The 23192-nt window shown below is 38.7% G+C and carries 20 protein-coding genes; 14 read left to right on the plus strand and 6 right to left on the minus strand.

Annotation, left to right across the window (positions count from 1 at the left end; genetic code table 11):
• Positions 1-91 precede the first annotated feature (91 nt).
• Complete coding sequence (locus MKL38_RS05880; RefSeq protein ID WP_003650404.1) at positions 92-724, plus strand: hypothetical protein; 633 nt, start codon at positions 92-94, stop codon at positions 722-724.
• A gap of 35 nt (positions 725-759) precedes the next feature.
• On the opposite strand, the gene MKL38_RS05885 is transcribed toward MKL38_RS05880, so the two are convergent.
• The gene (locus tag MKL38_RS05885) at positions 760-2223 is read right to left on the minus strand and encodes a CYTH and CHAD domain-containing protein (protein WP_270902792.1); all 1464 of its coding nucleotides are present in this window, start codon (positions 2221-2223) and stop codon (positions 760-762) included.
• A gap of 165 nt (positions 2224-2388) precedes the next feature.
• Between MKL38_RS05885 and MKL38_RS05890 the strand changes: the two genes are divergently transcribed.
• The 6 genes from MKL38_RS05890 to rapA all read left to right on the plus strand — a co-directional run bounded on the left by MKL38_RS05890 (position 2389) and on the right by rapA (position 9361).
• The gene (locus MKL38_RS05890) at positions 2389-2772 is read left to right on the plus strand and encodes a DUF962 domain-containing protein (RefSeq protein ID WP_017387907.1); all 384 of its coding nucleotides are present in this window, start codon (positions 2389-2391) and stop codon (positions 2770-2772) included.
• Between the two features lie 116 nt (positions 2773-2888).
• The gene (gene thiE / locus MKL38_RS05895; protein ID WP_270902793.1) at positions 2889-3500 is read left to right on the plus strand and encodes a thiamine phosphate synthase; all 612 of its coding nucleotides are present in this window, start codon (positions 2889-2891) and stop codon (positions 3498-3500) included.
• 42 nt (positions 3501-3542) lie between these two features.
• Positions 3543-4841: a glutamate-1-semialdehyde 2,1-aminomutase gene (hemL, locus tag MKL38_RS05900; protein ID WP_004643606.1), complete on the plus strand. Its 1299-nt coding sequence runs from the start codon at positions 3543-3545 to the stop codon at positions 4839-4841.
• A 61-nt stretch (positions 4842-4902) separates the two neighbouring features.
• Positions 4903-5607 (plus strand): acyl carrier protein, encoded by a 705-nt coding sequence (locus MKL38_RS05905; protein WP_270902794.1) that lies wholly within the window; start codon positions 4903-4905, stop codon positions 5605-5607.
• A 132-nt stretch (positions 5608-5739) separates the two neighbouring features.
• The gene (locus MKL38_RS05910) at positions 5740-6378 is read left to right on the plus strand and encodes an RluA family pseudouridine synthase (protein WP_003650418.1); all 639 of its coding nucleotides are present in this window, start codon (positions 5740-5742) and stop codon (positions 6376-6378) included.
• Between the two features lie 145 nt (positions 6379-6523).
• The gene (rapA, locus tag MKL38_RS05915; RefSeq protein WP_270902795.1) at positions 6524-9361 is read left to right on the plus strand and encodes an RNA polymerase-associated protein RapA; all 2838 of its coding nucleotides are present in this window, start codon (positions 6524-6526) and stop codon (positions 9359-9361) included.
• 58 nt (positions 9362-9419) lie between these two features.
• Here the strand turns inward: rapA and MKL38_RS05920 are convergent, their stop codons facing one another.
• Together MKL38_RS05920 and fabR are read right to left on the minus strand one after the other, a co-directional pair.
• Positions 9420-10436: an AI-2E family transporter gene (locus tag MKL38_RS05920; protein ID WP_005038990.1), complete on the minus strand. Its 1017-nt coding sequence runs from the start codon at positions 10434-10436 to the stop codon at positions 9420-9422.
• A gap of 166 nt (positions 10437-10602) precedes the next feature.
• Positions 10603-11298, minus strand: a complete 696-nt coding sequence (gene fabR / locus MKL38_RS05925; RefSeq protein WP_005038992.1) for an HTH-type transcriptional repressor FabR — start codon at positions 11296-11298, stop codon at positions 10603-10605.
• Positions 11299-11439: 141 nt separating this feature from the next.
• Here fabR and MKL38_RS05930 point away from each other — a divergent pair, with 141 nt between their 5' ends.
• Positions 11440-12507 carry a ferredoxin reductase gene (locus tag MKL38_RS05930; RefSeq protein ID WP_270902796.1) on the plus strand — a complete coding sequence of 356 codons (1068 nt, stop codon included), beginning with the start codon at positions 11440-11442 and terminating at the stop codon, positions 12505-12507.
• Positions 12508-12519: 12 nt separating this feature from the next.
• A complete protein-coding gene (locus MKL38_RS05935; RefSeq protein ID WP_005038996.1) occupies positions 12520-13614 on the plus strand; it encodes a fatty acid desaturase family protein in 1095 nt (364 codons plus the stop codon).
• 35 nt (positions 13615-13649) lie between these two features.
• Here MKL38_RS05935 and MKL38_RS05940 read toward each other — a convergent pair whose 3' ends face one another.
• Positions 13650-14114: a hotdog fold domain-containing protein gene (locus MKL38_RS05940; protein WP_080027561.1), complete on the minus strand. Its 465-nt coding sequence runs from the start codon at positions 14112-14114 to the stop codon at positions 13650-13652.
• Positions 14115-14233: 119 nt separating this feature from the next.
• On the opposite strand from MKL38_RS05940, the gene MKL38_RS05945 reads away from it, so the two are divergent.
• On the plus strand, positions 14234-14857 hold the full coding sequence (locus MKL38_RS05945; RefSeq protein ID WP_004643595.1) for a TetR/AcrR family transcriptional regulator: 624 nt from the start codon (positions 14234-14236) through the stop codon (positions 14855-14857).
• A gap of 61 nt (positions 14858-14918) precedes the next feature.
• Here MKL38_RS05945 and MKL38_RS05950 read toward each other — a convergent pair whose 3' ends face one another.
• A complete protein-coding gene (locus MKL38_RS05950; protein ID WP_004643594.1) occupies positions 14919-15620 on the minus strand; it encodes an SIMPL domain-containing protein in 702 nt (233 codons plus the stop codon).
• Positions 15621-16086: 466 nt separating this feature from the next.
• On the opposite strand from MKL38_RS05950, the gene MKL38_RS05955 reads away from it, so the two are divergent.
• From MKL38_RS05955 to MKL38_RS05965, 3 genes are all read left to right on the plus strand, one after another.
• A complete protein-coding gene (locus MKL38_RS05955; RefSeq protein WP_004643593.1) occupies positions 16087-17460 on the plus strand; it encodes a diaminobutyrate--2-oxoglutarate transaminase in 1374 nt (457 codons plus the stop codon).
• 2 nt (positions 17461-17462) lie between these two features.
• Positions 17463-18995 carry a pyridoxal phosphate-dependent decarboxylase family protein gene (locus MKL38_RS05960; protein ID WP_005039003.1) on the plus strand — a complete coding sequence of 511 codons (1533 nt, stop codon included), beginning with the start codon at positions 17463-17465 and terminating at the stop codon, positions 18993-18995.
• A 288-nt stretch (positions 18996-19283) separates the two neighbouring features.
• Complete coding sequence (locus MKL38_RS05965) at positions 19284-20714, plus strand: aldehyde dehydrogenase family protein (protein WP_270902797.1); 1431 nt, start codon at positions 19284-19286, stop codon at positions 20712-20714.
• Positions 20715-20783: 69 nt separating this feature from the next.
• On the opposite strand, the gene MKL38_RS05970 is transcribed toward MKL38_RS05965, so the two are convergent.
• On the minus strand, positions 20784-21269 hold the full coding sequence (locus tag MKL38_RS05970; RefSeq protein WP_004643588.1) for an Lrp/AsnC family transcriptional regulator: 486 nt from the start codon (positions 21267-21269) through the stop codon (positions 20784-20786).
• A gap of 134 nt (positions 21270-21403) precedes the next feature.
• Here MKL38_RS05970 and MKL38_RS05975 point away from each other — a divergent pair, with 134 nt between their 5' ends.
• Positions 21404-23125, plus strand: a complete 1722-nt coding sequence (locus MKL38_RS05975) for an alpha-keto acid decarboxylase family protein (RefSeq protein ID WP_270902798.1) — start codon at positions 21404-21406, stop codon at positions 23123-23125.
• Positions 23126-23192 lie beyond the last annotated feature (67 nt).

Below are 23192 nucleotides of genomic sequence, written 5' to 3' on the forward strand. Positions count from 1 at the left end.
CAAAAATAGAGTTGCTTATTATAGGCAAAGCCTTGCGGAAACAAAACCTTTGCCTTAGTCTGTAAATAGCCTAAGTATCGGGAGGTTTAATATGCAAGATGCAATTGCTATTCAAAGTTTAAAAACGGATATCGCTTTATTACGACAGCATATTTTCCCGCCTCAATATTTAGAACATGTGGAAGGGCTGCCAATCTATTATGGTTTACAACAAGAAGTCGAAATCTATTACCAACAATGGCAAGGTCTAATTGAAAGGGCACAAGAACTTTTTCAGCCCTTTATGGAAGATGAATTACCAGATGCCATTCATTTGCCAAGTCATTTAAATTTACCCTTGTTCTTTTTTCATGTAGACCGAATTCGGATTAATAAAACACGTGCGAAAGAGTCTAAAACTTTCCGCGGCGTTGCAAGTCTTATTGAAAAATGCGGGCAGTTCGAAACAGACCAGATTTTTACGATGCAAGAATGGTTGCAGAGTGACGATACTGCTGCACTGGTGGCTCATCGTGAGTTTATCGATTTAAGAACCTATGTATTCCAACATGGCCAAAGTGAATATACCCGTTCACGTTTTTATACTAATGGTATTGTGTTAGGGGTTGAGCCGCATTTTAAATTGGTTGATGCTCGTGATAAGCCAAGAAAGCAACGTAGTGATAGCTATAATGACCCATTAGCAGATAACGGTGTATGGAAAGTATTTGGTAAGTACCGATAAAAAGTCGCTGCACGTTTACAGCGACTTTTTATAAATTACCAGAACGTTTCAGCCTGACTAAAAGTTTGTAAAGCTTTGGCGGACCGCTTTTGTAAGTGAGGTTGTTTGGCTTTTACCCAGCCTAATGCAAACCAGAAAGACGAGTCATTTTCGACAGCTTTATTAAAAATACCTTCAGCAATAAATAAATCGTTATATTGACCTAAAGTATTTTGTACAGGTTGTAGCTGTTTTAAATATTGCTGTACTTTTTTGTCAGAATAAAGACTTGAAATAAACTCAACACAATAACGTAACTGCTTAGCCGTCTTGCGTATTTTGTGTTGTTCAGTGACTTCAAGCTCAGAGAAATGTTCAGCATTGCTGATCACTTTATGATGTAGCTTATCTAAACTCTTTTTAATATGTTTTTTTAACCCACCTGTTTTGTTCTTTGAATCTTCTTCTGAATACGCAAATGCTAATAAATCGAGTAATAGTTTAATCGTGTCCGAAGATGTAAAGAGTATTGAGAGCTCTTTTAATGGCTGTGCCGAAACGGGTAGTAAAAGCTCAGGTGAACCGTGTTGCTTAATGATTGGTAACACTTCTGAGCGAATAGCATCTTCATCACGAGTGTCTCCAAGCTGACGGAAAAGCTCAGCAATTTGTTCTTCCCAAAGAGGATTTACCTCGTTTGACCAGCTAGAAAAATGTTTAAGTGCGCTACGTAAACGGCGCAAACTTACACGTGCCTGATGAATATGTTCAGCTTCGGCAACGCCATCAGCAATTGCAGCCATATTTGGTAAAAATTGTACTAAACAGTTTTCGACAATCTTTTTAAGGACCTGTTCAGCATTAATATCTTTATTTAATGTTAGCGCTTTGGCATGAACAGCGGGTGAAGCCGCTTGCCCCAGCGCTAATAAATTACCACGCTCGGCTTTACTTCTTACATCGAGCCAAAGGGTATAACGATTAATCCATTGCTGTGCAAACTGAATAAGTGTTTTAACTGCGCCTTGTTTAAGTTCAAATTCAACTTCGCAAATTATGCTTTGAGCAGTTGCGGTTTTTACTACACCGTCATCAAGGCAAACTTCAATCGCTGTATTGTCTGCTTCAAATACATGGTAAGTGCGCTGTACATCAGTCTCAAATTGCAAACTTAATTTTTTAGCTTCTTTGCCTAGGGCTGTATTAAGTAAATCAGTCACTACTTTATTGTCTTGATATAACTCAAGGTTTAAATCAGGTTCTTGGTCACATTTGCCTAAAAAAACTTCTTCTTCAACACGGTGTAAATGGCTTTGACCAGCAGCTTTAAATGTTTGGACCCAAAGATCATTTTCTTTACGCAAACGTAGCGCCATGCCATTTTTTGCGAGTAATCGATCGGGGGTGTCGTAATATTTTGCCTGTAGATGAATCTGCTGTGCTTTATGCTTTTTTAAGTATTGTTGAACAGATTTTTTCTTCGATTCAGGTAACTGAAACTTAAGCTCAACTTCAACCATAATGTATCTCCCTGAATCAGTTATTTAAACTATCTTGAATGAGTATAATAGCTTAGTACTAAAAGTAATGGTTTTGATAGAGAAAGTTACAATCAAACATATGACGCCAAGCTTTTATTTCGGTGTACAATCAGGTGACGTTTTGATCAAATAAAAATCAGGAAGATGATCGTGAATGCACCCATAAACTTTAATCATGAAGCTCAGCCAGAGTTTGAATTACCAATTAAAAATTATCAGGAATTTTATCGTTTTTACTTAACCGAACACCGTAACATCATGAGCAGACGCTTACATGTGGTGGGTAGTAGCATTGGTATATACTTTTTTTCTAAAGCCATTCGTAAAAAACAAGCCAAATATGTACTCTATGGTTTGGTAGCGGGTTACGCAAACGCTTGGGTTGGACATTTTGTGTTTGAAAAAAATAAACCTGCGAGTTTTAAACAACCTTTCTATAGCTTTATTTCTGATTGGCGAATGTTGTCTGATGTTGCACGTGGTCGTTTGAGTTTGATTGATCGTAAACACGATAAGATTCCGAGTTAATTTTTTATTTCTATTCTTAATATACCGATTGGTACTGGTAAGCCCATATCAATCGGTACTTATGATGACCTATAAATCCGTTATACTAGCGAAGTTTTTTAAAGCAAGAGTAGAGTATGCGCGGTTTATATCTGATTACCAATGATGACCCAATCCAATTATTATTAGAAAAACTAGATGTCGCGCTCGCAACTAAACAGGTCGCAATTTTACAGTACCGCCGTAAAAAAATAGAAAAATCCAACCAGCCTGCTGAAGTTGAACAGATCAAACTTTTATGTGAAAAATATCAGGTTCCTTTTGTGATTAATGATGACCTAGAACTGGCTGCTCAATTTGGTTTAGGTGTGCATTTAGGGCAAAGTGACGGTGAAATTACCGATGCCAAATCTCAGTTACCACAAAATGTCATCATTGGTCGTACTTGTTTGAACTCTTTAGAGCTTGCCCAAAAAGCAATTGCAGATGGTGCAACTTATATTGCATTTGGTGCGGTCTATGCGACCTCTACAAAACCTGAAGCAGGTAATGTGGGTATTGAAGTGATTAAGCAGGCAGCGATTCAATATGATCTACCGATTTGTGCTATTGGCGGTTTAACCGTTGAAAACTCAAAACCTGTGATTGAGGCTGGGGCTGACCTGTGTGCCGTCATTAGTGATATATTAGGCCGATCAACTGCTGAAATTCCTGCCCGTGTACAGGCGTGGGCACAATTATTTTCTTAAGCTTTCAAAATTATTTTTTAGATATTTAAGACGAGCATTTCCATGAGTTTATCTCCAAAGCAAGAACAGTTATTTAAACAAGCCAGTAAACACATTCCAGGTGGTGTGAACTCTCCGGTACGTGCCTTTAATGGCGTTGGAGGAACACCTGTTTTCATTGAGAAAGCCAAAGGTGCTTATTTATGGGATGTGGATGGTAAGCGTTATGTTGACTATGTTGGTTCTTGGGGGCCAATGATTTTGGGTCATGCTCATCCAGAAATTATTAAAGCAGTACAAACAGCCGCAGAAGATGGTTTGAGTTTTGGTGCACCAACCGTACATGAAACAACGTTGGCAGATATTATCTGTGAAATCATGCCATCAATTGAATTGGTGCGTATGACTAACTCTGGTACAGAAGCGACCATGACGGCTATTCGTTTAGCGCGTGGTTATACTGGTCGTGACAAAATTGTGAAGTTTGAAGGTTGCTACCATGGGCATTCTGACTCGCTGTTAGTAAAAGCAGGTTCGGGCTTACTCACTTTAGGTGAAGGTGAACCAACTTCAAAAGGTGTTCCAGTTGACTTTGCTAAACACACTTTAACGCTTCCATACAACGATATTGCCGCTTTAAAAGAGTGCTTTGCCAAGTTCGGTCATGAAATTGCTGGCGTCATTATTGAGCCTGTCGCGGGTAACATGAATATGGTGAAACCAATCGACGGTTTCTTACAAGCTATTCGTGATGTGTGTGATGAATACAAATCTGTCTTTATTATTGATGAAGTCATGACAGGTTTCCGTGTCGCTTTGGGTGGCGCTCAATCAGTTTATAACGTTAAGCCAGACTTAACGACCTTAGGTAAAATTATTGGTGCTGGTTTACCCGTAGGTGCATTTGGCGGTAAACGTGAAATCATGGAATGTATCGCACCTTTAGGCGGCGTATACCAAGCAGGTACATTGTCTGGAAACCCACTTGCTATGCGTGCGGGTATCGAGATGTTCAAACATTTACGTCAACCAGACTTTTACAGCAATTTATCTGCTCAACTTGAAAAGTTACTTGCAGGTTTACAAGCAGCGGCTGATGAAGCAGGTATTCCATTTAAAACTCAGCAAGCTGGTGCAATGTTCGGTCTTTACTTTACCGATCAAGAAGACATTACAAGCTTCGACTCTATGTTGGCATGTGATATTGAAGCTTTCAAAAAGTTCTTCCATGGTATGTTAAAGCGTGGTGTAAACTTGGCACCGTCAGCATTTGAAGCAGGTTTTATTTCATCTGCTCATTCTGATGAAGATATCGAATATACGATTCAGGCTGCAAAAGAAACATTCGCTGAAATGAAGTAAGCAAAAAGGCCCGTTTAAAACGGGCTTTTTAATTTGAGCTATTTTTTATTTGTAGAGAACAATGTTTTATCCTTTACCTCGAAAAATCCAATTAGCAGCAAATACTTCAAATTGGTCAATTGAGTCTACGCAAAGTATTTTGCTCATGATTGGACTAAATGAACTTAAAGTTTTACCTGATTGGGCAGGGCAGTCATTAGCCGATCATTTAGAATTGCTAAGTAAAAGAGCACAGGCGCTCGAAATTCCAGTTATTTTTATTGAGACATCTCAGCTTCAGCAAACCATGTTGCAACTTGGTCAGCAACTATCAGCAAATAGTAAAGCCCAAGTTGTGATGGCAGGCAATTTGTCACCTCTTTTTAAACAGGTCATGCAGCTTGTTTTATCTATTACCGATTATGTAGCTATTGTAAATGATGCGATCTTGGCGGCTAATCTAGAGCAGCATATCCAATGGGTTGAAAAGATCAGTTTTGACCATATAAAACATTTAAATACGCAGACCTTAATGCGCTTATGGTCTTTAAGTGCACCGTCTGAATATATTTTGTCGTATAAAGGAATTCTATTGGCGATTGCTGAACAGGTTGGGCGACATCCTATGGAAGTTCACCCTGAAATTGATCTAAGAAACTACGGATTAAATCAATCTGCTGTGAATTATCTAGTCGACCTATGGCGTGCGAACGGTGCAAGCCTGAGCGCTGAAGAGGTGATGCAAGCACCTACCTTGCAACATATTATGCAGTTATTGAAGCATTGACTCACCATAGACCCAACGTGCGCCATAATATTTGCAAATTATGCTGTTAATTTACCCGAACGGCATTGTAATTCGGACGTAAGCTTTTTATTATTGCCCGCTTGTTTTTCATCTTACCTTGGGAATACAACTTTGAGTGATTTTCTAAGTGAACATCTGATCTATCGTGATGATGATTTTATGGTGATTCATAAACCTTCGGACATCTTGAGTGTTCCGGGTAAAGGTGATTTACATGATAGCGTTCTGACAAGGTTGGTGGCGATTGAGCCTAAAACTTTGCTCATTCACCGTCTAGATCGAGACACTTCAGGTATTTTGGTATTTGGTTTATCTAAGCGTGGCCAAAGTGCGATTGCACGCCAATTCCAAGACCGTCAGACTTCAAAAATATATGAAGCACTAGTTGCTGGTCATTTAGAGGGTGAGGGGACTGTAGATATTCCTGTTATCTATGATCCAAGTCGACCACCTTTACATATTGTCGATGCTTCTCACAATAAGCCTGCTTTAACCCATTGGCAGGTTCTAGAAAATTTTCAGATTCAGGGACAACCTGTAACGCGTGTGAAATTAACACCAATTACGGGTCGATCCCATCAACTCCGTGTACACATGCAATATCTTGGGCATCCAATTGTAGGTGACACGCTGTATGCAACACCGGAGCAGCAACTTGTTCCGCGTTTGTGTTTGCATGCTAAACAGTTAAGTTTTAATCATCCTGTCACAGCAGAAACATTAACTTTTGACTGTCCTGTACCGTTTTAATGTAAAAAATTTTAATGCGTGATTTTTTGTAGCAAAACGATTTAATTGGTTTTTGCTTCAAAATTTTGCTTTAAAGACTACATAAAAAGATGCAAAAATAAGCTAATTTGCATCGTACAATATGTAGTGCGAACTTGAGAGAAAGGTGGAAAAATTGCAGCAGTATGCTATTGGTCAACGTTGGCTATCAGACACAGAGACTGAGCTCGGTTTAGGTGTACTTATTGATGTAGATGAAAGATCTGTCAGCATTTTATTCCCCAAAAGTGATGAGACACGTGTATATGCACGTAATAACGCTCCACTATCTCGTATCATCTTTAACACAAATGATGAAGTTCAAGATCAAGAAGGCAAGAAGTGGATTGTTGAATCTGTTGAAGACCGACATGGCGTTTTGCGTTACAACGTTGTTCGTACCTTAGAAAATGGCGAGCAAGATCGTAAAGCGCTGAATGAAACACGTATCGGTGCGCAAATTCAGTTGTCGAAACCTCTAGATCGTTTGCTTGCAAGTCAGGTTGATTATAAAGAGTGGTATGACCTGCGTATTGAAGCGATGCTTATGCAAGCACAAATGCAGAATAGCCCTCTACGTGGAATGGTTGGAGCGCGTGTTGGTTTAATTCCACATCAGCTTTATATCGCACACGAAGTTGGTAAACGTTTTGCACCTCGTGTTTTACTTGCCGATGAAGTGGGCTTGGGTAAAACAATTGAAGCTGGCTTAATTATCCACCAACAACTTAAAACCGGTCGTTCAGAACGAATTCTTATTTTAGTCCCTGATTCTCTACAGTATCAGTGGATGATTGAAATGCGCCGTCGTTTTAACTTGCAATTCTCTCTGTTTGATTTAACACGTACCGCATCTATTAAAGAACATGATCCAGAACTTAACCCGTTCTTGACTGAGCAATGCATTATTGCCAGCGTTGACTTAATGGTTGACCATGATGATTTACGCGAGCAAGCGATCGAAGCTGGGTTTGATTTGCTCGTGGTTGACGAAGCACATCATTTGATGTGGAGCGAAGAAGAAGGCGGTAATGATCGCTACGATTTAATTGAAGAGCTCGCTGAAAATACGGCTGGGGTATTGTTGCTTACTGCAACACCTGAACAGCTTGGTGTAGAAAGTCATTTCGCACGTTTACGTTTACTTGATCCGCAGCGTTTTAGTAGTTTAGAGCGCTTCTTAGATGAAGAAACTCAGTACCAGCAGACTGCAAAAATTGCTGAAGTGCTTATGTCTGATCAACCTTTAGCTCCTGAGCATTTATCTGCTTTAGAGGGCTTGTTAGGGCATAGTATTGAAGACCAGCCTGAACAGCGCTTTAGAGCAATTCACGAATTATTAGACCGTCACGGTACTGGACGTATTTTATTCCGTAATACGCGTGAAGCAATTCAAGGTTTCCCTGGGCGTGATTGTCAGCCAGCACCATTACCAGCACCAGAAGATTGGTCAAAAGATGGAAAACTGCGTGAGCAGATGTGGCCTGAAGAAGCACAAATTGATGGTTCATGGATGCAAAATGACCCACGTGTACTATGGGTAATGGAAGTTCTGCGCAAAGATCTCAAGCATAAAAAAGTGCTTTTAATTGCGCGTAGTGGGCCAGTTGTCGAAGCTTTAGAAAATGTGTTGCGTTTACATGCAGGCATCCGTACAGCCATGTTCCATGAAGGCATGAGCTTACTTGAACGTGACCAAGCAGCTGCTTATTTTGCTGAAGAAAGCTATGGTGCACAAATTTTACTGTGTTCGGAAATTGGTTCTGAAGGCCGTAATTTCCAATTCGCCAGTGATCTAATTTTATTTGATCTACCAGCTAACCCAGACGTTTTAGAGCAACGTATTGGACGTTTAGACCGTATTGGTCAAGAAAACCGAATCCAGATTCATGTGCCATATCTTGTGGGAACAGCTCAAGAGCGTATGTTCCGTTGGTACAATGAAGCACTTAATATTTTCAGCAATATTTCGCCAACAGCACAAACGTTGCAAGAAAACTTTATTGTTGAATTAAAAGACTGTTTGCTTGCAGACCAAGGTCAAACATTTGAAGATTTGCTTGAAGAAGTAAATGTTCAACGTCAGGCCTTGGAAGCTGAACTTCAAGCAGGGCGAGATCGTTTACTTGAATATAACTCATGTCGTCCAATCGTGGCGCAAGAGATTGTTCAGGCATTAGAAGATTATGATGACAACACAACGCTTCCGATGTTTGTGAAGCGTTTCATGTCATCAACCAATATCGACTTTGATGAGCAAAGCAACGGTACTGTGATTATTCGCCCAACAGATCAAATGCAAGTGCAAGGTTTGGCATTAGACGAAGAAGGCATGACAGCAACGTTCTATCGTGATCAAGCACAGCTTCGTGAAGATGCTCAATATTTAACTTTAGAGCATCCATTCATTGAAAGTGTAATGGAAATGATCCGCACACAATCATTTGGTAGTACCAATGTTGCTGTACTCAAATCTAATGCGTTAAAGCAGGGTTCAGTATTAATCGAAGTGTGGTTTAAAGTCGATGTGGTGGCACCTAAGGCGTTAAATCTACCATCGAGCTTACCTAAGCAATTAATTCGTGTGCTATTAAGCGAAAATGGTCAAGATTTGTCTGAGAAAATTGATCCGACTATCTTAAAACCATATTTACACCATTTAGATGGCAATAGCTGTCGTCAAGTGGTTAAAGCTCGCCGTGATATCATTGAGGAACGTTATAAACAAGCATTAGATATCGCGAAAGTTGATTTGCCACAGCTTCAGCAGCAAGCAAAAGAACACTATGGTAATAAATGGCAATATGAAATTGACCGTTTAACTTATCTAAAACAGTTCAACCCAAGTATTCGTCAAGATGAAATTGAACGCTTACAAAAGTTGCAAAAAGAAGGCTTGAGCTTGCTTGATGGTTTAACTGTTACACCAGAAGCAATTCAAGTATTAGTTGTGGTTAAGCCATAATTAACTCAAAGTAAAAAAAGCGCCTAGAGGGCGCTTTTTTTTATAGATCGATTTTGAATTAGATGAGACCAGCATCTTTTAGTTCTAATTTTAAATATGCATAAAAAATTGGAGCCGCGATTAAACCGCCTAAGCCAAAAATTGACTCAAATACCAGCATTGCCAATAAAATCTCCCATGCATTTGCATTGATTTTATGGCCAATAATTTTAGCGTTAACAAAATATTCAAGTTTATGAACCAGAACGAGATAAAGTAATGCTGCTCCTGCTAGTCCGAGTGAAACAGTAAGAGCGGCAATGAATGTTAATGTGTTGGAAATAAGATTACCTAAAATTGGAATCAGTCCAAACATAAAGGTCAAAATAGTGAGAGTTTTGGCAAAAGGAAGGTGGACTCCCCAAAGCGGTAATAAAATAAAAGCGAATAAAATAAAGAGCAGGGTATTAATGGCTGAAATTTGTATTTGTGCAAAAACAACGTTTTTAAATGAAATTGATAATTTTTGAATGCGTTGAATCAGAAGAGATTTAAAAACAGGTTGGGGCCTACGGTGATGAAAACCATGTATAGCGACCAAAATACCGATAATGAGGCCCATAACCATAGTCACGAAATTATGCAAAATATCTGAACTGGCATTTTTTAATGTGGTCACGTTGTTCTTCATAAATGCAAAGATTTCGTCTTTTAAATCTGTCACGCTATCGGGAATATAACCCGGAAGATATTTGCTAATTTCAGCTTGTAAATGCAGTAGGGTTTGATCAACTTTTGTATTAATACTATGTAATCCGACGCCTTTTAAATCATATACAACAAAGCTAATCAGACTCGTAATGAAAAAACCAATAAGTGAAATAGTGACAATACTTAGTAAAATACTAATAAAAATACGGGCTCTTTGACCATCAATATAACGTTCTACAACCGAGCTTAAGCTAATAATAATTTCATAAATAAGAAAGCCTGCAAAAAAACTTGCTAATAGGTGTAATGGGATAACCGAAAGCAAAAAGATGCCCATAAGAATGTAGCTTGCAATCAGGCTTTGACGATTATTCAAATTTTGCATGTTGATCCCTGAGATCGTTGGGAATATAGGAGAAAGAAAAAATGGGGTAATTATTTATACTCTCGCAAGCTATTCGCTTCAATCGATGAATTATATTTTTATTGGAAAATAGAGGAGTTAGATGTAAAAATGGCCTGTTCATCAACAAGCCATTCATTAGATAATTTTAACGAATTTTTGCTTCATCCAAATGACGTGCACCCTCTAAAATCATTCGAATCATAATCATGGTCTGTTCGGCAAGTTCTGACCTTTGCTCAATAGGAAGGTCAATCGCTTTTGCTCCCATGTGAAATACAAGTTGAGTAATTGCTTTTGCAACAAGTTCAGGGTGGTAGAGATGATTGTTATTTAAGCGTTCTAGCCGAATTAAATCTTCTTGTAGCTCTTGTTGAAAAAAGTTTAATTGACGTTCAACTGCGGCTTTATAAGAGGCAGAGCCTGTAAAGCCTTCACGTAGTAATAAACTTAAGTTACCCTCATCAGCATCGAGCTGCTGAAGAAAAATATCGACAGAACTACGAATAATACTTTCTTGTAAGGATGCGCGTAGGCGAGCGTGGCGAATAATTTTACGTAAGACAATACCAGCTCGGTCAATTAAAGAAATCGCTAACTCATCAATATCTTTAAAATGGCGATAGAAACTATTTGGCGCAATTCCGGCTTCTCGTGCTACTTCACGTAAACTTAATGAAGCAATACTTTTTTGTGGACCAATAAGATTCAGAGCAGCCTGAAAAAGTTCTTCTTTAGTAATCGTCGCTTTTCTTCCTACAGAACGCGTAGCTGTTTTAATTTCAATGACATCTTGTTGTCGAGATGTGTCATTCAGGCTCTGAGAAAGTGAAGATTGGGTCATGCTGTTCAATATATTTATAAACTGTCAGGATTATAGCCTTAAGAAGGTGAACTTGTGAAATTGTAATTAAAAGTACAGGTGTATATACAAATATATATACATGTGTATAATAATTAAAAAAGAGCGATAGAGCCTCCAGCTATGCACGTAATCGAAAAGAGAAATTCTCTATTCAATTCATTGACACAAGCCATCTTTGATAGAGATACGGCTAACTTCTGGCTACAAAAAGTTAATCCTTTATGGTCCGTAAAACATGGACTTGTTCAAATTGTAAAAAAAGAATTTGTGGCTCATGACATGGTGAGCCTGACGCTAAAATGCAACCGTTTAGTAAAAATGGGTGTTGCTGGTCAGCATCATCCTGTCATTGTTGAAATCGAAGGTCGTCGTTATGAACGTACTTATAGCTTGACGCAAATTGACGAACAACATTTACGTTTAACGATTAAAAAAGTGGCTGATGGTATCGTCAGTAACTGGTTTATGACTGAAAGCCAAATTGGTGATGTTTTTGAGCTTGGTCAGCCTTATGGCGACATGCAACAAAATATCAAAACGCCAAAATTAATTATGCTGGCTGCGGGTAGTGGTATTACCCCAATGTTGAGCTTAATCACTGCAATTAAACAGAGTCAGCAGTTAGATAAAGTTCAAGTACAACTTCTATATTGGGTGAAACAGCGTTCTGATGTCGCTTTTATTGAATATTTTGAACAAGTTGCACAGCAATTCCCAAATTTTAGTTATCAGATTTTTTATACACAAGAAACACCAAATGATGAGCGTTTAAATCCAGAGCATTTATCATTAGTAGACGATTTAGAAAATAGCACCGTATATGCGTGTGGGCCTTCAGGTTTTGTTTCGACAGTGGAACAGCTTTTTGAAAAAGCACCGACTGTATTAACAGAAGCTTTTAGCTTAACTCGTGATAGTACGGCTGAAGTTGGTTATGTAAATGTCACATTAACCCAGTCTAATAAGGTCATTGCAATTCCAAAAGGCGAATCAATTCTGGTGAGTCTGGAACATGAAGGCCTTAAGCCAACACATGGTTGCCGTATGGGAATTTGTAATAAGTGCGTTTGTAGTAAAGCCCAAGGGTCTACACGTAACTTACTCAATGGTAGCGAAAATACCGAACCAAGCCAATTACTCAAAATTTGTGTGAACTCAGCACAATCCGATCTAGTTATTGATCTTTAAGAGAGAACTCTTATGAATATGCCAGTGAAAGTCGAATATTTTAAAAATCCTAAAAATCGAGATTTGACGCCTGCAGAACTTGACGCATTTGCAAAAGAGCTCGATCAGATCAAACAAGAAGTATTGGATGATTTAGGTGAGAAAGATGCTAAATATATCCGCCGTGTCTATGCTGCAATTCGTTACAGTAGCTTTTTAGGGCGCGCATGCTTGTTTGCAGGTTGGTTCCCGCCAGCATGGATTTTAGGAACAGGTCTGTTAGGCTTTTCTAAAATTATGGAAAACATGGAACTTGGTCATAACGTTATGCATGGCCAATATGACTGGATGAACGATCCTAAATTTAATGGTCAAACTTACGAATGGGATACCGTCGGTACTTCTGATAACTGGCGTCAAACTCATAACTATAAACATCACACTTATACCAACATTAAAGGTATAGATGATGACATTGGTTATGGTTTGCTTCGCTTATTTCCAGAACAGCGTTGGAAACCAGGTTTCTTACTTCAACCTGTTTATAGCATTCCATTTTGTTTGTTGTTCCAATGGGGCGTAGCCATTCAGAATCTTGAAATTGGACGTGTCCTTTATAAACGTAAGAGCATGGCAAAATTTTTAGAAGAGTTAAAACCAGTAAATAAAAAGATTGGTACTCAGCTCTTCAAAGATTACGTTTTTTTTCCATTAATTGCAGGCCCAGCAGCTTTACCTGTATTTACGGGAAATCTGGTTGCGAATGGCCTTCGTAATATTTGGACATTTACGATTATTTTCTGTGGTCACTTTACTAAAGATGCAGAAGTATTTCCAAAGTCTGTTTTACAGGATGAAAGCCGCGGCCACTGGTATATGCGCCAGATTCGTGGTTCTTCAAACTTAAAAGGTTCAGAAGCACTACATATCTTAAGTGGACATTTGAGCCATCAGATTGAGCATCATTTATATCCTGATGTTCCAGCACGCCGTTATCGCCAGATGGCTCCAAAAGTTGAAGCTGTATGTAAAAAATATGGTCTGAACTATAACAACGCTAGTTTGACCAAACAGTTTGGTCAGGTGGTTGGCCGTATCTTGAAATATGCCCTACCATTTAAAAAATAAATAAAAAAAGCCCTGATCAGTTCAGGGCTTTTTTATTACTTCTTTTTAGAAATCCACATGGTAATCGTAGCTTGGAAGACTTTCTCTTTCTGAGAATCAAAGACTTCTACATTCACTAAATATTCTCCAGCTTTATCCCAGTCATAATTTTTTTCTACAGGCGTTGCAACTGCAATTAAGTCTGTTTCTGCCTTTTTTAAATATTCGACAGTCATACCTTTGGGAATCCAGCGATGTGTGGAAGGCACCGTAACTTCTGTCATTGTGCCACCTGCAAGTTCAGCCATATTACACATCGCAATCGCATGAACTGTTCCAATATGGTTGAGAACAGAACGCTTTTTCTTAATCGCTATTTCACAATAATTAGGTTTTAAATCGATAAAGAGCGGTGAAATACTGCCGAAATAAGGTGCTTTTAAACATAGCATGCGTGAGAAAGTCCATTTTCCTTTGGGGAAAGTAGACACTTTGTTCCAAAGTTCTAAAGTAGTTGCCATGGTTTAAAGCTCCATTATTAATAAAAACAGAATTTTGTTCTGTTAAAGAATATAATTCTGTTTACAAAAGCGAGTCAAGTCATTCAGAATATCTCCGATAACTGGTTAGGGAACAAACGATGAAATCTGCACAAGAGCTATTAGAACGTTTATATCCAGGCAGAAGGGCTGCTTTAAAAAGACAGATTTTATTAGATGCTTTGTCTTGTTTCTTAGAAAATGGAATTGAAACTACAAGCATTGAGATGATTCGTGCGAAGTCTGACAGTAGTGTAGGGGCTATTTATCATCACTTTAAAAATAAAGAAGGGATTGTTGCGACTTTATTCTTTGCAGCTTTAGATGACCAAGCTGCACGAAGAGATGACTATCTGGAGGGCACAGAATCCCTTCAAGAGGTTTTATATGCTTTTATTCATAGTTACATTGATTGGGTAAGTGAACAGCCAGAGTTTGCTAAATTTTTAATATCTGCTCGTTTTAGTGTGATGCAAGGTGAAGATCAAGAACGTCTTGTTCAGAAAAATAAATCAAGAAATCAAAAGATCTTTAGCGAAATTTCAAATTATGCAGATTCTGAGTTTTTAAAATCTATACCTCATGAGCTATTACTTTCATTGGTGATTGGGTCTACGGAAAATTATTGCCGTGCGTGGTTATCACAACGTGTTCCTTCCAACCCTAAAATCTATAAAGATATTTTGGCAAAAGCTGCTTGGGATTCTTTGCAAAATTTGAGTTGAATATCTTGATCAGTAATAAAAAAAGCCGCATGAAAGATGCGGCTTTTTTGATGAAAAGAAATTATTTAAATTGAATTGAACCGTTTGCATTTACAGTAATTTTAGATTCACCAGCCGCCATGTCTTGAGCAGGAGCCGCTTCGGCAGTAGCAAACTTAGCCATGCTGGCACGCATTACAGGCTGCGGGAAATAGTTGTTAGTGTTTAAGTTTAAGTTAACGAGCGTGTATTGGCTTTTATTCCATGCTTGCGTCAACATTTGAGCACGTTGTTGAAAGTTTTTAGAAGCTTCGATCATCAACTCGTTTTCAACTTTTTTACGTTGTTCATCTGAAACTGTAAAATTAATTGATTGAGTTTGGAAGCCTTGCTGTAATTCATTTACTAACTGGCTTGCTGCTTTAAAGTCTTTACTTTCAAGACGAATTTCAGCGCGACCACGCCATTCTTTTAGCTTGTTACTGTCATTATCGTAAATTGGATAAGTACTTTGTGCACCTGTTTCCACTTTTACTTGCGGATATTTACGAGAAACGGCAAGTGCCTGATTCATGAGTTGATTAATTTGATTTGAAAGTTCAGCTGGTTGTTTATTACTTTTTTCAATATATAAAGTTGCATGCATTTCATCATTAGAAACTTGACGAGAAGCTTCAGCTTGTACATTCACAATATTATAGTTCAAAGCGTTATCATCCTGAGCAAAAACTAAAGGGCTAAGGAGAGAACCTAAAAGAAGGGTTGAGACAGCTAAAGTACGCATAATTTTTTCCTTTAAAAATTAATATAAATTTAATTTTTTTCATTAAGAAATGTTAAACATAAGTTATGCATAACTTTTGCAGATTTTGTGGCGTATTTGTAATATTTAGATCAGTTTTTTTAAATTTTGGTAAATATAAATTCTTTTAAAAACAAAGCCCTAAAATTAAAGTGTGTCAATGTAACTTAAAAAATCAAAGTAATATAAAAAAAGAATATTTTCTTTAGGTTGTCACATAGTATGATGATAATTCATCGTAACTATTGGGATGATACATTTTTTCAATAAGATTAGATGAGTAAAGTACATAAAAGACGTTTTTTTTCTTGTAAAATTAGGTATCATCGCGCTCCTAGTTACAAGATATAAAATAAGTGTCTTTACTAGTTCTATAAAGCACCGAGTCAAAGGACCCATCGTCACCAGACTTATTTCTTTCTACCCCTATCAGAGATGGTAATCCGATATGAGCGTTACTTCCGTTAACCCTGCCACTAATGCTACTAACGAATATTATTTGACTCGCCAAAGTCAAATGGAATCAAATGTTCGTAGCTATCCACGTAAATTACCGTTAGCGATAGCGAAAGCACAAGGATGCTGGGTTACTGATGTTGAAGGTACACAGTACCTTGATTGTTTAGCTGGGGCAGGTACATTGGCTTTAGGTCATAATCATCCTGCGGTGATTCAAAGTATTCAAGATACATTGGCAAGTGGTTTGCCATTGCATACTTTAGACTTAACCACACCTTTAAAAGATGCATTCACTGAAGCATTGTTAGCATATTTACCTGGTGGTAAAGAAGAATATTGCTTGCAGTTCTGTGGTCCTGCTGGTGCAGACGCAACTGAAGCAGCAATTAAACTTGCTAAGACTTACACTGGCCGTAGTTCAGTGATCAGTTTCTCTGGCGGTTATCATGGTATGACCCATGGTGCACTTGCTATGACTGGTAATTTAAGTGCGAAAAATGCAGTTAACGGTTTAATGCCAGGCGTACAATTCATGCCATATCCGCATGAATACCGCTGCCCACTTGGTTTAGGTGGTGAAGCTGGTGTTGACGCTTTAACTTACTACTTCGAAAACTTTATTGAAGATGTTGAAAGCGGTGTAACAAAACCGGCTGCTGTTATTCTTGAAGCGATTCAAGGTGAAGGCGGCGTAGTTACAGCTCCAGTAAAATGGTTGCAAAAAATCCGTGAAGTGACTGAAAAGCACAACATCGTTTTGATTTTAGACGAAGTTCAAGCTGGCTTTGCACGTTCAGGCAAAATGTTTGCATTTGAACACGCAGGTATTGAACCTGATGTTGTTGTAATGTCTAAAGCAGTAGGTGGTGGTTTACCACTTGCAGTATTAGGTATTAAACGTAAATTTGATGCTTGGCAGCCTGCAGGTCACACAGGTACTTTCCGTGGTAACCAACTTGCTATGGGTACAGGCCTTGTCGTATTAAAAACGATTACTGAACAAAATCTTGCTCAAAATGCGCAAGAACGTGGTGACTATCTACAAGCTGAATTTAAAAAATTGGCTCAAGAATTCCCATGTATCGGTAACGTGCGTGGCCGCGGTTTAATGATCGGTGTTGAGATTGTTGACGAGCGTAAACAAGCTGACCGTATTGGTTCGCTTCCTGCGGATTCACAATTAGCTGCTGCAATTCAAACTGCTTGTTTCAACAATAAACTATTGCTTGAAAAAGGTGGTCGTAACGGTACAGTAATTCGTTTACTTTGCCCGCTTATCATCACTCAAGAAGAGTGTGTTGAAGTAGTTGCTCGCTTTAAGAAAGCAATTGCAGAAGCATTGGTTGCAGTACGAGGCGCATAAGTATGGTGGATTTTGCAGAACATCGTAAAGCGTTACTCTGCAATGATGCACAATCCATTGCTGACTATGAGTCAGCAATGGGCGAAGCGGTAAAAGCCGTTTCAGCATGGTTGCAAAATGAAAAGATGTACACAGGCGGTAGCATTAAAGAATTGCGTTCAGCGATTTCTTTCCAGCCTTCAAAAGAAGGTATGGGTGTACAAGAATCACTTCAACGTATGATTGAGCTTTTCTTAAATAAAAGCTTAAAAGTACATCATCCGCACTCATTGGCACATTTGCATTGTCCAACAATGGTAATGAGTCAGATTGCGGAAGTACTAATCAATGCAACTAACCAGTCTATGGACTCATGGGATCAAAGCCCAGCCGGTTCATTAATGGAAGTTCAGCTCATTGATTGGTTACGCCAAAAAGTAGGTTATGGTTCTGGTCAGGCGGGTGTTTTCACTTCTGGCGGCACTCAATCTAACTTAATGGGTGTATTGCTTGCTCGTGACTGGTGCATTTCGAAAAACTGGAAAGACGAAAACGGTAATCCGTGGTCTGTACAGCGCGATGGTATTCCAGCTGATGCAATGAAAAACGTCAAAGTCATTTGTTCTGAAAATGCGCATTTCTCTGTGCAAAAGAACATGGCAATGATGGGCATGGGCTTCCAGTCAGTTGTTACTGTTCCTGTGAATGAAAATGCACAGATGGATGTAGATGCGCTTGAAAAAACAATGGCACATTTGCAATCAGAAGGCAAAGTAGTTGCTTGTGTCGTTGCGACAGCAGGTACAACTGATGCTGGTGCAATTGATCCATTGAAGAAAATCCGTGAAATTACCAATAAATATGGTTCATGGATGCATATCGATGCGGCATGGGGCGGTGCACTAATTCTGTCAAATGACTATCGTGCAATGCTTGATGGTATTGAGTTGTCTGACTCGATTACCCTCGACTTCCATAAGCACTATTTCCAAAGCATTAGCTGTGGCGCGTTCTTGTTAAAAGACGAAGCGAACTATCGTTTCATGCACTACGAAGCTGAATATTTGAACTCTGCTTATGACGAAGAACATGGTGTACCAAACCTTGTTTCTAAGTCATTACAAACGACTCGTCGTTTTGATGCATTGAAATTGTGGATGACAATCGAATCACTTGGTGAAGACCTATATGGTTCAATGATTGATCATGGTGTAAAACTTACTCGTGAAGTTGCAGATTACATCAAGGCAACGACAGGTTTAGAGCTTTTAGTTGAACCACAATTTGCTTCTGTATTGTTCCGTGTTGTACCACAAGGCTATCCAGCTGAGTTGATCGATAGCTTAAACCAAAACGTAGCGGACGAATTGTTTGCTCGTGGTGAAGCAAATATCGGTGTAACAAAAGTTGGTAATGTACAGTCATTGAAAATGACAACATTAAGCCCTGTTGTAACATTCGAAAACGTTAAAAACCTTTTAGGTCAAGTATTGGCTGAAGCTGACCGCATTAAAGATGCGATTGCTTCTGGTAACTATGTACCACCAATCGACTAATTGAGTTGATAACAAAAAAAGCCCGGTTTATTGCCGGGCTTTTTTATTACATATTATTTTTATTAAAAGTGTGTATCAGAAGAGTGATATATGCACAAACCATGCATATTTTTAAAAAACAAAAATAATTATGCATGATTTATGGGGAGCAAATTTCTTATTGTATTGGTATGTTCCCGATATTTTTGGTCGCATTGATATATCTATATCGTACTTACTTTAAATAATCCTGCTTTAACTGAAAATAAAGTAAGTGGCTGTAATTACAATTAAGACAAGGAAGAAGAAATGCAACAAGCGAATATGCTCAATGAATTTAAGCTCATTATTGGCGGTCAACTTTGTTCAGGTGAACAAGGTGAACTAGAAATTATTAACCCTGCTACTGGCTTAACGGCTGCACATTGTGCAAAAGCATCGGTTGAGCAAGTGAATCAAGCAGTGAGTGCGGCTAAACAGGCATCTAAAGCATGGCAAATGGTGTCGCACGATGAACGTAAATCAATTTTAAACAAGATAGCTGACGGTATTGAAAAGCATGCTGAAATGCTCGCAGAGCTGGTTGTGCTTGAACAGGGTAAGCCATTGGCACTCGCGCAAATGGAAGTGCAGGGCGCAATTGGTTGGACTCGTTATGCAGCTGCTATGGATTTACCTGTTGAAATTATCGAAGACAGTGAAGCCAAGCGTATTGAACGTCATCGTCAACCATTAGGTGTAGTGGCTTCAATTACCCCTTGGAACTGGCCACTCATGATTGCGGTCTGGCATATCATGCCTGCATTACGTGCCGGTAACGTTGTCATTAGCAAACCTTCTGAATACACACCACTATCGACTTTGCGTTTATGTGAAATCATTCAGCAAGAAGTTCCGGCTGGTGTTATTTCAATTGTGGTGGGTGCTGGCGAGATTGGCGAAGCACTATCTTCCCATCCAGATGTAGAAAAAGTTGTGTTTACGGGTTCAACTCGAACTGGACAACACATCATGACGGGGGCAGCTCAACAGCTAAAACATTTAACTTTAGAGCTTGGTGGTAATGATGCGGGTATTGTATTACCTGATGCAAATATAGATGAAATTGCAGCTAAGATTTTCAATACTGCATTTTTAAATGCGGGTCAAACGTGTGCTGCGTTAAAGCGTTTATATGTGCATGAAAGTCAATATGATGCTTTATCCCAAAAATTAGCTGACATTGCCAATGCTCAAATTGTGGGCGATGGAATGGAGTCTTCTACAACATTTGGTCCAGTACAAAACCAAATGCAATATAACAAGGTGAAAACTCTTATTGCAGAAGCAATTGAACAAGGTGCAAAAGCACTTTCTGGTCAACAGCAATTACCAGAGCAGGGCTACTTTATTGCGCCTACTATTTTGACTGAAGTTTCTGAATCTTGCCGTGTGGTCCAAGAAGAGCAATTTGGTCCAGTGTTGCCTGTCTTAAAATATACAGATATCAACGATGCAATTGCTCGCGCCAATGATAGTGAATTTGGTTTAGGAGGATCAATTTGGTCTTCTGACATTAAAGCTGCTCAAACTTATGCGACTCAGCTTCAATGCGGTACGGTTTGGGTCAATACACATGCAGAGGTTCTGCCTCATGCACCTTTTGGTGGCTGGAAAATGTCAGGCTTAGGTGCTGAGTTTGGTTTGGAAGGATTGCTTGAAAATACGATTGGGCAAACAGTTCATATCAGTAAAGTCTAAATATTAATTTTAAGGCGGATGATAGATCCGCCTTTTTATTTTAAATTATCTTATTAAATACTAATTTGCTTAAGTCGTGTGATGGTAACCGTGACCTTTAGGTTTGATCAAAAAATGATTCTGTTCTTTAATTTTTTTCAGAACGATGTAAGACTTTATATGTCCTATAAAATTATAAGAAAGCAATCTTTCCGTCACAAATTGAGAAAGCTGTTCTAAGTTTTCAGCAACGACTTTTAAAATAAAATCAGCATCGCCACTAATTGAAAATGCATCTTGAATGTTATCTTCAGCTTCAATTAACTCTTGAAAAGCCTGCTGTGATTTTGCTTCGTGTGTTCTTAAATTAATATGAATCATCGCTGTGACTTCCAGTCCTAGCGCTTGTTGCTGGATGCGGGCGGTGTAACCTAAAATTATGCCTTTTTGCTCAAGTAGCTGTCTTCTTCTAGAACATTGGGACGCAGATAAACCGATTAAATCTCCAACTTCCTGATTGGTGAGCCGTCCATTCTTTTGTAATGCCTGAATGATTTGCCAGTCGAACTTATCCATTGCATAAAATCCTTTTATGATACACAAATCATGTATTTTTATTAAAATGCGTTTTCATTATGCACGAAATCTAAAAGGTAGATGAAATATTATTTTTCTATGGAATAAAAATTGGTCTCAAAGGATATAGAGCAATGTTCATAGAAATCGGTGACTTTTTAAATCTTCGTCTAAAACAAATGGGTATCCAACATCTGTTTGGTGTACCTGGTGATTTTAACCTCTCATATCTAGAACAAGTTGAAGCAGATCCAGAACTCGAATTTATTGGAAATTGTAATGAATTAAATGCTGCCTATGCAGCAGATGGTTATGCACGAATTAACGGTTTTTCTGCCTTGGCAACCACATATGGTGTAGGTGACTTAAGTGCGATTAATGGCATTGCTGGTGCCTATGCAGAAAATGTACCTCTTATCCATATTTCTGGTATTCCACCTTTACATGCAGTGCAAAAAGGTACTTTGATTCACCATACGTTGGTTGATGGTAACTACGACAATATTATGAACTGCATGAAAGAGTTCACAGTTGCTCAAACACGTTTAACTCCGGCAAATGCAGCCTTTGAAATTGACCGTGTATTACGTCAGTGTTTTCTTGATCGCCGCCCTGTACACATTCAATTACCTGGAGATATTACTCACGTTAAAATTGAAGTGTCTGAGCGTCCGCTCGACCTAAGTTATCCAGCTGTTGAACCTGAATTATTACAAACTGTGGTGAGCAAACTCTGTGACATTATTGCGAATGCTCAAAGCCCAGCGCTTCTTATTGATAATGAAGCTTCAGTTTTTGGTGTAACTTCACTTTTAAATGATTTATCTCAAAAGTGCTCAATTCCATTTGCCGGTATGAATACTGCAAAAAATATTATGGATGAAGGCTCACCGCGTTACATCGGTACTTATGTGGGTGGGGCAAGCCAGCCACATGTTAAAAATATCATTGAACAATCTGACTGCTTAATTGGTATTGGCGCACGTTTTACCGACGTAGGTTCAGCTGTATTTACTCATCAAATTGCGACTAAGAACTATATCGAAATCAAATCTTATGGTCTGAATATTTTTGGTCAGGATTTTCCAGGCATTGAGATTGGACAATTACTTGTTGAGTTAAATAAAAAAGTTGCACCGCGTAAAGCAACTAAACCTGTTCTTGAAAAACAACCTCAAAAAGTCTTTGAAGCCCCAGCACAACAAAAGCTAAGCCAAGATGTACTTTGGAACTATATTGCAGGTTTCTTAAAAGAAGATGATGTGATTATTGGAGAGGTGGGAACATCAAACTCAGCTTTGTCTGGTTTAAAACTTCCTGCTACAGCTAAATATATTGCTCAGCCACTTTGGGGTTCAATCGGTTATACCTTACCGGCTTTACTTGGTAGTTTGCTGGCTGCTCCTGAACGCCGTCAAATTCTATTTATTGGTGATGGCTCATTCCAGCTTACGGTACAAGAGCTCTCTACAATTATTCGCCATGGTTTAAAACCCATTATTTTCTTGCTGAACAATGGCGGTTACACCATTGAGCGATTAATCATGGGCGAAAATGCTGCCTATAACGATGTACAAAACTGGAAATATACTGAAATTCCAGCCGTATTTAACGGTAAAAAAGGCCATACCACCTATGTGGTTGAAACTGCTGGACAGCTAAAGAGTGTTTTAGACAATGTTCATCAGAATGATCAATTAACGTTTATTGAATTAAAACTACCAGCAATGGATGCGCCGGTGAGTTTGAAAAAATTTGCTTCTGTGATTGCCCGTTTTGACTACGGTGATCGCGGTTATGAAATTTTAAAGGAGCGTTCCCAGCCTATTAAATGTAAGGATGCAAGCTCGTTTTAAATAGAAGACAGGACAAGTCTTCTCAAAAATTAAATGGACTCATATTAAAGCAAACTTATGTCCGAAG

The organism is Acinetobacter sp. AOR14_HL, from assembly GCF_027855175.1.
Classification (GTDB): domain Bacteria; phylum Pseudomonadota; class Gammaproteobacteria; order Pseudomonadales; family Moraxellaceae; genus Acinetobacter; species Acinetobacter calcoaceticus.